Source organism: Roseomonas rosulenta (assembly GCF_016106005.1).
GTDB classification, from domain to species: Bacteria; Pseudomonadota; Alphaproteobacteria; order Acetobacterales; family Acetobacteraceae; genus Neoroseomonas; species Neoroseomonas rosulenta.
The window spans coordinates 1-8,398 of the sequence record NZ_JACADR010000199.1; the positions used below are offsets into that span (position 1 = coordinate 1).

The 8,398-nt window shown below is 72.9% G+C and carries 9 protein-coding genes and 1 pseudogene; 3 read left to right on the top strand and 7 right to left on the bottom strand.

What is annotated here, in order from left to right:
• A pseudogene (locus HW578_RS19185) lies at nt 1-315 on the bottom strand (ATP-binding cassette domain-containing protein); the annotation flags it as partial.
• Nucleotides 316-535: 220 nt separating this feature from the next.
• Between HW578_RS19185 and HW578_RS19190 the strand changes: the two are divergent.
• On the top strand, nt 536-1,420 hold the full coding sequence (locus tag HW578_RS19190; protein WP_198372321.1) for a helix-turn-helix transcriptional regulator: 885 nt from the start codon (nt 536-538) through the stop codon (nt 1,418-1,420).
• On the opposite strand, the gene HW578_RS19195 is transcribed toward HW578_RS19190, so the two are convergent.
• Nucleotides 1,378-3,102, bottom strand: a complete 1,725-nt coding sequence (locus tag HW578_RS19195; RefSeq protein ID WP_198372322.1) for a glycerol-3-phosphate dehydrogenase/oxidase — start codon at nt 3,100-3,102, stop codon at nt 1,378-1,380. The genes HW578_RS19190 and HW578_RS19195 overlap by 43 nt on opposite strands.
• Nucleotides 3,103-3,192: 90 nt before the next feature.
• On the opposite strand from HW578_RS19195, the gene HW578_RS19200 reads away from it, so the two are divergent.
• The gene (locus HW578_RS19200; protein WP_198372323.1) at nt 3,193-4,290 is read left to right on the top strand and encodes a mandelate racemase/muconate lactonizing enzyme family protein; all 1,098 of its coding nucleotides are present in this window, start codon (nt 3,193-3,195) and stop codon (nt 4,288-4,290) included.
• Here the strand turns inward: HW578_RS19200 and HW578_RS19205 are convergent, their stop codons facing one another.
• From HW578_RS19205 to HW578_RS19225, 5 genes are all read right to left on the bottom strand, one after another.
• The gene (locus HW578_RS19205; protein ID WP_198372324.1) at nt 4,291-5,061 is read right to left on the bottom strand and encodes an SDR family NAD(P)-dependent oxidoreductase; all 771 of its coding nucleotides are present in this window, start codon (nt 5,059-5,061) and stop codon (nt 4,291-4,293) included. It lies immediately after the preceding gene.
• Nucleotides 5,062-5,208: 147 nt separating this feature from the next.
• Nucleotides 5,209-5,397: a hypothetical protein gene (locus HW578_RS19210; RefSeq protein ID WP_198372325.1), complete on the bottom strand. Its 189-nt coding sequence runs from the start codon at nt 5,395-5,397 to the stop codon at nt 5,209-5,211.
• A gap of 53 nt (nt 5,398-5,450) precedes the next feature.
• The gene (locus tag HW578_RS19215; protein WP_198372326.1) at nt 5,451-6,161 is read right to left on the bottom strand and encodes a hypothetical protein; all 711 of its coding nucleotides are present in this window, start codon (nt 6,159-6,161) and stop codon (nt 5,451-5,453) included.
• A complete protein-coding gene (locus tag HW578_RS19220) occupies nt 6,158-6,877 on the bottom strand; it encodes an LrgB family protein (RefSeq protein ID WP_198372327.1) in 720 nt (239 codons plus the stop codon). Before HW578_RS19220 ends, HW578_RS19215 begins: the two co-directional genes overlap by 4 nt.
• The gene (locus tag HW578_RS19225; RefSeq protein ID WP_198372328.1) at nt 6,874-7,251 is read right to left on the bottom strand and encodes a CidA/LrgA family protein; all 378 of its coding nucleotides are present in this window, start codon (nt 7,249-7,251) and stop codon (nt 6,874-6,876) included. Before HW578_RS19225 ends, HW578_RS19220 begins: the two co-directional genes overlap by 4 nt.
• Nucleotides 7,252-7,597: 346 nt before the next feature.
• On the opposite strand from HW578_RS19225, the gene HW578_RS19230 reads away from it, so the two are divergent.
• Nucleotides 7,598-8,398, top strand: an 801-nt coding sequence (locus tag HW578_RS19230; protein ID WP_198372329.1) for a hypothetical protein, incomplete at its 3' end; no start/stop codon positions are given.

Sequence of the window (8,398 nt, forward strand, 5' to 3'; positions counted from 1 at the left end):
CGCGCGGTCGGCCAGCGCCGCGAGGCCGACCAGTTCGAGCGCCGCCGTTGCGCGGCGCGCGCGCTCGGGCGCCGGAACGCCCGCGAGACGCAGCGGATAGACCACATTGGCGAAGGCCGACCGCCGCAGGAGCACCGGACGCTGGAACACCATCGCCTGGCGACGCGCCGCGTCCTGCCCCGCCCAGGTGAGCTGCCCCTCGCTCGGCGCCAGCAGCCCGTGCAGCAGGCGCAGCAGCGTCGATTTCCCGGCGCCGTTGGGGCCAAGGATCAGCGTGGGTGCACCCGGCCCGATCGTGAGTGACACCTCCGCAAGGATTCGCAGCGCGCCCGCCGCGAATCCCAGGCCACGCGCTTCGAGCGGCAGGATGGTGTCCGGCGCGCGCATCAGCGCCCCGCCGCCCCTGGCCCGTTCGTTCCGTCCATCCGTCGCATGCCGCGCCCGTTCCCTGCCCAGCACCACATGCGTATGGCAGACGGTATCGTCAACGCGATCCGGCCTTGACCTTCCGATACGGAATGCCAGCATCTGCCGGATGCTGCCGGATGTCCTGACCCTGAAGGAGGCGGCCGCCTGGCTGCGGCTGTCGGAGCGCGCGCTCTACGACCTGGCGCGCGGGCGCCAGGTGCCCGCCGCGCTGCTCGGCGGGAAGTGGGTGTTTCCGCGGGCGCAACTCGAACGCTGGCTGTTGGCGCGCGCCGATGGCGCGGAGGCACCGCACCGCGCCGTGCCGCCGCCGGTGCTGGCGGGCAGCCACGACCCGCTGCTGGACTGGGCGGTGCGGCAATCGGGATGCGGCCTGGCCCTGCGCGCGGGCGGCAGCCTCGAGGGGCTTGAGGTGCTGGCGGCGGGCCAGGCGGTGGCGGCGGCGGTGCATGTGGTCGACCCCGACAGCGGGGCCTGGAATGCGCCGGCGGTGCGCCAGGTGCTCGGCCCGGGCGGGCATGTCGGCATCACCTGGGCGTGGCGCGACCAGGGGCTGCTATTGGCGCCCGGCAATCCGCTGGGGCTGGCCTGCGTGGCCGACCTCGCGCGGCCCGGGCTGCGCGTGGTCGGCCGCCAGAACCGCGCCGGCAGCCACCTGCTGCTCGTGCACCTGCTGAACGAGGCGGGGCTCAGGCTCGATGCGCTGACCTTCCTGCCCGACCCCGCGCTGGCCGAGGACGAGGTCGCCGCAGCGGTCGCCGAGGGCCGCGCCGAGGCCGGCTTCGGCATCCGCGCGGAGGCCGCGTCGCGCGGCCTGCACTTCGTGCCGCTGCTGCGCGAGCGCTTCGACCTCGTGATGGCGCGGCGCGACTATTTCGACCCGCCGCTCCAGGCGCTGCTGGCGTTTGCGAGAGGAGCCGCCTTCGCGGCACGCGCGAACCGGATGGGCGGCTACGACATCGCCGAGACAGGGCGCGTGGCGTTCAACGGCTGACCCGCGCCGTGGCGGTCGCGCAGCAGGGCGAGCGTTGCCGCTTCCTCCGCGGCGCGACGCGCGCGCGACCAGCCGAGGGCATCGGCCAGCGCGGCCGCCACCTCGCGCACCGCCTCCTCGCTCGCCTGCCCGCGCAACGCGATCAGGGTGCGGCGCAGGATCACGTCGGACAGGTGCGTCACCAGCTCGCTTCGCGCGATCCACGCGATCTCCCCGGTCGAATGGTCGGGCAGGCTGGCGAACGGCGCGTCGGGACCGGCGGCGATGGCCTTCGCCGCGTCGCGCGCGCGCGTGCCGTAGCGCGCCAGCAGCGCGTCGATGCGCGGCTGCGGCAGGCCGGTCTCGTTTGCCACGTCGCGCAGCCAGGCGGCGCGATCGGCCGGGAACGCCGCGCCGCCGCCGATCGCGCGCGCCTGCGTGCCGGTGCTGTGCATGCGGCCGAGCCGGCGCAGCACCTCATCCGCAGCCTGCTCGCCGAAGGCGCGGAAGGTGGTCCATTTGCCGCTGACCATGGACAGCACCGGGAAGGGGCGCTCGGGCGTGGCCTCGCTCGCGACCAGGCTGTGCGTACGCGGGATCAGGCTGGGTGTCGCGGCATCCACATGCGGCAGCGGGCGCACGCCGGCATAGCGGAAGCGGATGTGCTCGCGCCCGATCGTGACATCGGGCAGCACCTGCTTCAGCACGCCGAGGAGGTAGTCGACTTCCTCCTCGGTGCACCGCACGCCGTCGGCATCCTCCACGCGGATGTCGGTGGTGCCGAGCAGCACATTGCCGAGGAACGGGAAGACGATGCAGGTGCGACCGTCCGGCGCCTCGAAATACAGCATCGCGCCACCGAGCGCGTCGCGCAGACCGTCATGGTCGATCACCAGGTGCGATCCCTTGGTGCCGCCGATCATGCGCTGGTTGATGCCCATCGGCGCATTGACGCGGTCGATCCAGGCGCCGGCGGCGTTGACGACGATTCGCGGGGCGACGCGCAGCGCCTCGCCCGTCGTGGTGTCGCGCAGCGTCACACCCTCGGCGGTGAAGCCCTCCACCGCGGCGTAGGTCAGCGCCTCGGCCTGCGATGCGTCGTGCAGCGCGTCCAGCACCAGTTCGAGGTTGATCCGTTCGGGATGCACAACCCAGCCATCCCAGTATTCCGCCGCGGCGGTGATGCTGCGCGTCAGCCCCGGCATGGCAGCGAGCGCGGCCTCGCGCGCGAGCATGCGGTGCCGCGGCATGGTGCGCTCGCGGCGGCCGAGCCAGTCGTACAGCATCAACCCGACACGGATCAGCACCGCGCCGCGCCGCCCGGCCGCGACCGGGCGGCGGAAGAAGCGGCCGATCGCCGTCAGCGCGCCGCCCCAGCGGTCATAGAGCGGCACCATGGTGCGCAGCGGGCCCACCAGGTGCGGCGCGTTGCGCAGCAGCCGGTTGCGCTCCGTGGCCCCTTCGCGCACCAGCGCGAAATCCGCGGTCTCGAGGTAGCGCAGCCCGCCATGCACCATGCGCGACAGGGCGGAGGAGGCGCCCTCGGCGATGTCGCCGCGATCGACCAGCAGCGCGCGCACGCCGTTCAGCGCCAGTTCGCGGAACACCGCCGCGCCATTGATGCCGGCGCCGATCACCAGGACCTCCACGGCCGGGTCCTGGCGCAGCCTGTCGATCACCGCCTGGCGTGAGAGGTCGCGCATGCCCGGTGACTAGCGGTGCCGCGCAGCGTCTGCAACGGCCTTGCCGCCCGGACGGGGTACGCGCAGGCTTGCCCAACGGAGGAGAACGCCATGGCCGACCTGACCATCCGCGAGGTGCGCACCACCCTGCTGCGCATGCCCTGGCCGGAGGACCCCTGGCTCGCCGGCCATGCGCTTGGCCCCATGCGCGACCTGGTCGTGGTCGAGGTGGTGACGCAGGCCGGCATCACGGGCATGGGCTACCTGCACCTGCTGAACCTGCCGCTGCAACGCACGATCGGCGCCTGCATCGCCGAGGCGATGGCGCCGCGCATCATTGGGCGCGACGCGACGGCGGTGGAGGCGATCTGGCATGACCTGTGGCGCACGACGCTGACCGGCGGCCGGGGCGGCGTGGCGATGATGGCGCAATCCGCCATCGACATCGCGCTGTGGGACGTGGTGGGCAAGGCGGCCGGGCTGCCGCTGCACCGCCTGTGGGGCCACTATCGCAGCGAGATCCCGATCTATGGCAGTGGCTGCTTCCGCGGCGCTCGCGGCGACGGCATGATCTCCAAGGCGCAGCACTACGTCGCGCAGGGCTACAAGGCCATCAAGATGCAGGTGGCGCATGTCGGCGACCTGCGCACCGACGCCGACAACGTCCGGCGCATGCGCGAGGCGCTGGGCCCCGACATCGACATCATGATCGACGTGAACATGGGCTGGTCCGCCGATGTGGCCATCACGATGGGCCGCAAGTTCGAGGAACACGACGTCTACTGGCTGGAGGAACCGGTGCTGGCCGACGATTACGCCGGCTATCTCCGCTGCGCGCAGATGCTCGACATGCGGGTGGTGGGCGGCGAGACGCATTTCGGCCGCGCCGACCTTCTGCCGCTGCTGGAGGGCGCGCGCATCCCCATCCTGCAGCCCGACCCGATGCGCGGCGGCTTCACGGAACTGCGCAAGATCGCCACGCTGGCCGACACCCATGGCGTGACCATCGCGCCGCATCTGTTCCCCGAGCTGAACGTGCACCTGCTCGCCAGCATCCCGAACGGCATCTGGGCCGAGCAGATGGGCCTGCTGGACGATGTCTTCGTCAGCCTGCCGAAGATCGCGAATGGCATGATCACCGCGCCCGAGACGCCGGGCCACGGCCTGGCCTTCAGGCCGGAGGTGCTGACCGACTTCGTGCTGCGCTGATCAAAAGGCCATCCAGCCGCCATCGACCAGCAGGTTGTGGCCGGTGAGGAAGGTCGCCTCCTCGCTCGCGAGGAACAGCGCCGCCTGCGCGACGTCCATGGGGCGCCCGAGCCGCGGCATGGGCGTGCGCATCACGGAATACTCCATCGCATCCGTGCCCGCCCCGGCAGGCCGCCCAGTCAGGATGCGCCCGGGGGCCACCGCGTTGCAGACGATGCCCTGCCTCGCATAGTCCACCGCGACCTGCTTCGTGATGTAGGCCGCCGCCGCCTTGCCGGTGCCATAGGCGATCTTCCCCGGCGCCGCGACCATGCCGTGCTGGGAGGAGATGTTGACGATCCGCCCGCGCACCTCGCCCACCGGCTCCTGCGCCAGGAACTGCCGCACCGCCGCCTTGCAGCCGAAGAAGACGCCCTTGGCGTTCACCGCCATGACGCGATCCCAGTCGGCCTCGGCAGTCTCCAGCAGCGGCCTGCCCTCGCCGCGGATGGCGGCGTTGTTGACCATGACGTCGAGCCGGCCGAATTCCGACACGGCGCTGCCGACCAGCGCCTCGACATCATCCCACGCCGTCACGTCGCAGTGGCGGAAGCGCAGCGTGCCGCCCTCCTGCGCGACCACCGCGCGCGTCGGCGCGCCGCCTTCGAGCGGTGTCTCGGTCACGTCGCCGATCACCACGCGCGCCCCCTCGCGCGCGAACAGGATGGCGATGGCGCGCCCGATGCCCGACGCACCGCCGGTGACCACCACGATCTTGTCCCGCAGCCTCATGCCATTCTCCCCTGCGGTCAGGCCCTTGCTGGACCCCCGACCGCCAGCACCAATCATCGCCGCGGCGCCGCCGGAGGCAAGCGCGCGCAGGGGCGGGCCGCTGGGCATTGCGCGAAGCGTCGCCCGGGCAGCGACGCGCGCCTTGCATCAATCGCCGGCGCTCGCCGTCAGCGCGCCATGCTCGCCGCAGGCGAAGGGCGCGAGCTCCATCGGCGCGGCCAGCCAGCACGACGGCCATCGGACAGGCAGCGCAGGGCCTGAGGTGTCGTCCCTGGCGATCGTCGCATAGACAAACATCGCAAGCATCGCCGCCACCAGCACATGCAGCGGGCGCAATCGCTGAGGGGAACCGGGAAGCACGGCGTGTCCTCGCCGGCGTGCATCGCGCCTCATTCGCGGCGCGCCGACGCATGGCTCGGCATCGGCACGCCGAAGGCGACGCGGCAGGCCGCCGCTACCGACTCTGGCCCGCCGCGCAGGCCCTCCGCCACCTCGCCGGCGACGCTGCCGAGCGCATCGCAGAGCATGCCGAGCCGTACCGGCGACCGTTCGCGCGGCGGCTGCGCGGCACCGAGCGCGAAGGCGGGCGCACCTCCGTCGAAGGCTGCGGCAGCCGCGAAGCGAGGCCCATCAGAACCGAGTCGGCCGCCAGCCTCGTGGTCCGCGACCGTGTCCAGAATCCGCCGCGCGACGGCTCCGTAGCCGATCGCGACCACCAGGCCGGCGCCGCTGAAGCGCCGCAGCGCGGAAAGCGCACCGAAGGCCTCAGGCACGGGGTCCACGGCTTCGGGGGTCTCGGCCGCCGGGCAGGGCTCGATGCTGAGCTCGAGCACGGCAGCCTCCTCGAACAGCAGCGCGGCGACCAGCCTGTCTCGGGCCGGATCGGGGGTCCGCCAGGGCGCCAGCATGACCACCGCCGCATCGCCCGCGCGCCAGGCAGGCGGCAGGTTCAGCAACGCCCTGGAGGCACAGCCGGCAGCCTCCCCCGGGCGCGTGGCGGGAACCACCACGACCGATTCGAACCGCGCGTATTCGTTCGCAAGCGCAGGTGGCGCGGACATCAGGGCCGCGAGCAGCGACAAGCGGCACGGACCGTTCATGGCACATCTCCTCTCAGGCTCAGGGGGGAAAGGCTCACGAGGGCGAGGACGAGCGGCACGAGGGCCGCGGTCAGCACGGCATTCAGCCCCATCGCGAGGCCCGAGGCGGTGCCGGCGGCCTCGCTGTCCTGGAAGGCGCGGGCGGTGCCGATGCCGTGGCTCGCGACGCCGATGCCGAAGCCCCGCGCGATCGGATCGCGGATGCCCAGGGCGTCAAGCAGCGCCGGACCCAGCACGGCACCGGCGATGCCCGCGAGGATGGTGACCACGGCGGTGAGCGCGGCGCCGCCGCCGATCCCGGTGCTGATCGCCATCGAGACCGCGGTAGTCGCGGATTTCGGCGCCAGCGAGCGCAGCGTCACGGACCCGACGCCAAGCCAGGCCGCGATGCCGATGGTCGCGGCGATCGTGGCCGCCGACCCCAGCAGCAATGCGGCGACGAGTGTCGCGGCACGCGCCCGCAGCAGGGCGGCGTGGCGGTGGATGGGAACCGCCAGCGCGACCACCGCCGGGCCCAGCAGCAGGTGCACCGCGCCCGCGTCGCGCTGGTAGTCGAACACGTCGACACCCGCTGTCACCAGGACGCCCGCGACCAGGATGATGGCCAGCAGCGTCGGATTGAGCAGCGGATGACGACGGCCACGCTGCCAGACGACCATGGCGACGGCATAGGCGGCGAGGGTCAGCGCCAAGGCCCAGAGCGGCGGAGGGGTCATCGCGCCGCCTCCTTCGCCGCCGCGCGCGGCGCGAGGGCCGCGACGGCCGCCGTCACCGCGATGCCGATGACGGTCGAGCCGAGGATGGCGGCGAGGATCGCCGGCCCCTCCGCCGCCAGCAGCCGGCCGTGGCCCAGGATGCCGACGCCCGCGGGCACGAAGAGCAGCCCGAGATTGGCGTGCAGCCCGCGTGCGACGGCGTCGAGTCCCTCGGGCACCGCACGCGCGGCGCCGTGCCGATGGGCGCGCAGCGCCAGCAGCGCCGCCAGCGCGCCAAGGCCCAGGACCATGCCTGGCACGGGCAGGCGAAGCGCGGCGGCAGCGAGGTCGCCCAGCCATTGCAGCGCCAGGAGGAGGAGGAAGGCCTGGATCATGCGTGCTCTCCTGCCGCGACGCCGGGCGCGGCGCGGCAGGACGTTGCGGGTTCCGAAGGGTCGCCGGCATCCTCCGAACGGATGACGCGCGCCGAACACGTCACGGACAGGCTGCGACGGGCCAGGGCAGGAAGGCGGGCGAGGCGGCCGCGGGGCATGGGGCCCTTCGGAACCCGGTCTGCACGGCCGTGGCATACCTGCCGGCATCGGACGTCCCGGAGCAGGACTGAAATTCTTTCGAGGATGCGGCCCGTTTCTGGCACTGTGCCCGGGCACGCCACGTCGGACCCGGTGGAGACGACGCGATGAATCACCCACAGGCGGTCGCCCGGCGACATCCGGTCGCGTGATGCGTCCGACGCCCGCAACCCTCTCGGACCTGATCGGGTCCATCTATGACTGCGCCCTCGATACCGACCTGTGGCCGGTGGCGATGGAGCGCGTCTGCCGCAGCTTCGATTTCGTCGCGAGCCAGCTCTACGTCGTGGACTTCGACACCGGGGCGCACAGCTTCGCCCGCGGCTGGGGTGAGCCGCCCGAGGCGACCGCAGAACTGCGCGAGCGATATGGCGAGGAGTCCGCCGCCATGCAGCGCGCGGTGCTGGTGCGCAGCGACGACGACGTACCCTTCGTGATGCGCAGCGACGCGCCGCCGGGCTTCCTCGACAGCCGCTTCTACCGGGCCTGGGCGCTGCCGCTGGGCTATTGCGACATGGTCAGCACGGTGGTGCTGCGCGATGGATGGCGGGTCGGCCAATGGGGCGTGGCGCGCCATGTCGATGTCGGCCCCGCGGGTGCGCGGGAAATCGAGGCGATGCGCCTGCTCGCGCCCCATGCGCGGCGTGCCGTGACCATCGCCGATCTGCTCGAAACGCGCGCCGTCGTCGCCGAGGCGCTGGCCGATACCCTGGACCGGCTCAGCCTGGGCATCGGCATCCTGGGCGCGGGCGGGCGCATCCTGCACGCCAATGCCGCGGCACGGGCGATGATGGCGCAGGGCCGGCCGATCCGCAGCGAGGGCGGGCGGCTGGCTGCCGGGCGGCCGGAGGAGACGGCGGCGCTGCGCGCGGCGATCGACATGGCGGGCCGCGACGAGGCGCAGCTCGGCGCCACCGGCCTCGGCCTGCCCCTGCGCGCAGCGGATGGC